The following is a 768-nucleotide window of genomic DNA, read 5'->3' on the forward strand; positions in this document are numbered from 1 at the left end:
TCGCATTCTGGAGTGCCCTGTCGGTTGGTTCATGGAAGCTGATGGCAAGGCATTTGATCATGAAGTGTTCCACGATTACGTGGTGGCTCATGGTTATGGCGAACCTTCCAGCGAAGCCTATGAGCTGGCGGAGCGGTGGTTCTGGCAGGGCAACGATTATGCGTTGATAGCTGCGGAAATAGTTGCTCGTGATCTTTGTGTTCGTGATGACGAAGATGAGGACTGATCCTATGGATGCTGTAGCGCATATAGCAGCAGATAACCTTGTACCGGCATGTGGAGGTGCAGAGAAGCCGTTTACCGTTAGTGGTAGACAGTGGCTTTACTGCTATCACCCAGCCAGTGGGAGGCACTGCTACTTAGACCTCGATAATGACCGTCCAGTCTGGCATCGAGGATTTCATCCTGCTTTTCATCCTGAGCTTGAGTTCGCTGATGAAGCTGAGTTGCTTCGACCAGTTGAGCGAAAGCCTGACCATGAAGAGCTGGAGGATTTTTACTTTTAACCCACGGGGCCGCTCTTCCTGATGGGAGACGGTCCTCCATTCTCAAAGGAGAAGACCATGAAAGATCACAGTCAAACGATTGTGTTCCCTGGGAACAATGTTGAATCACTTGCTGAGGCTAACGCCATGTTGAGCGCTGTGTCGGAAGATGCACGTAAAGCCAGCAATACGGAAGACAAACGTGACCTTGAATCGCTTCAAGGCTGGCTGGAAGAGAACATCAATTCTCAACTGGCAGGCGTGAAGTAACTATGACTGTAAC

Annotated in this window: 2 protein-coding genes and 1 pseudogene; all 3 read left to right on the plus strand. The window is 50.3% G+C overall.

Features of this window, described 5'->3' with window-relative positions; translation table 11 throughout:
* Positions 1-226, plus strand: a pseudogene (locus tag R7R78_RS25780) (hypothetical protein); the annotation flags it as partial.
* 4 nt (positions 227-230) lie between these two features.
* Positions 231-506, plus strand: coding sequence for a hypothetical protein (locus tag R7R78_RS25785; RefSeq protein ID WP_000340223.1), 276 nt, complete (start codon positions 231-233; stop codon positions 504-506).
* Between the two features lie 57 nt (positions 507-563).
* A complete protein-coding gene (locus R7R78_RS25790) occupies positions 564-755 on the plus strand; it encodes a hypothetical protein (protein ID WP_000651508.1) in 192 nt (63 codons plus the stop codon).
* The last annotated feature ends 13 nt before the right edge of the window (positions 756-768 follow it).

Source organism: Vibrio sp. 2134-1, from assembly GCF_033339495.1.